The following is an 841-nucleotide window of genomic DNA, read 5'->3' on the forward strand; positions in this document are numbered from 1 at the left end:
CATACCGAACACGGAAGTTAAGCTCTTCAGCGCCGATGGTAGTTGGGGGTCTCCCCCTGTGAGAGTAGGACGCCGCCAAGCTTTTCTAAGGATCAGTTCCATACGGAACTGGTCTTTTTGTGTTGCTTGAGAGGATATTTTTTTGATTGCACTTGTTTGATGAACGTGCGGCACTCCAACTCATTTACAAGTATGTGAGACATTTTAAATCAAAAAGATAGAACGTTCATCATATTATAAATCCTTGTTATGAAAAAACTAGTAGAGAGATAGAGTATTAGATTATAGAAGGGGACTGTATCAATCTTTATAGTTAACTCTATTCTAATATCTATAAAAACTGCACCTAAAGTTTGATTCCAAGGAATACCTATACCATGAAAGCATAAAAATAATAGGCTGCTGATATTTCTGAAGGAATTGACCGTTTTTAAAGAGAATATAGAGAGGAGAACTTCAGCTGATAAACGTTGAATGACAGCAGTTTGAATGGAGAAAATGAGGATCATTTGCTAAAAGAAATACCAATGAAAATTGAAATAAAATTTTTTTAATATAGCCTTTACAAATGATGAAAACCTGTATATAATAATCTTTGTCGGATCGAGAGATTCCTACATAGTGGAGGATTAGCTCAGCTGGGAGAGCATCTGCCTTACAAGCAGAGGGTCGGCGGTTCGAGCCCGTCATCCTCCACCATATTTATTCTTACATAATGTTAAGATAGATAAAGCCGGTGTAGCTCAACTGGTAGAGCAACTGACTTGTAATCAGTAGGTTGGGGGTTCAAGTCCTCTTGCCGGCACCACTTTCATATGGTAAGATAGACAAGTCGCTTTTA

At 38.0% G+C, this 841-nt stretch carries 2 tRNA genes and 1 rRNA gene; all 3 read left to right on the forward strand.

The features are described from left to right. Positions 1-81 (forward strand): 5S ribosomal RNA (rrf, locus tag ACP7A0_RS18660); the annotation flags it as partial. Between the two features lie 542 nt (positions 82-623). Continuing rightward, a tRNA-Val gene (locus ACP7A0_RS18665) sits at positions 624-699 on the forward strand. Between the two features lie 33 nt (positions 700-732). Beyond that, positions 733-808: transfer RNA gene (locus tag ACP7A0_RS18670), tRNA-Thr, on the forward strand. The last annotated feature ends 33 nt before the right edge of the window (positions 809-841 follow it).

The sequence above is a fragment of the Bacillus sp. DWP3-1 genome (assembly GCF_049896565.1).
GTDB lineage: Bacteria > Bacillota > Bacilli > Bacillales > Bacillaceae > Bacillus.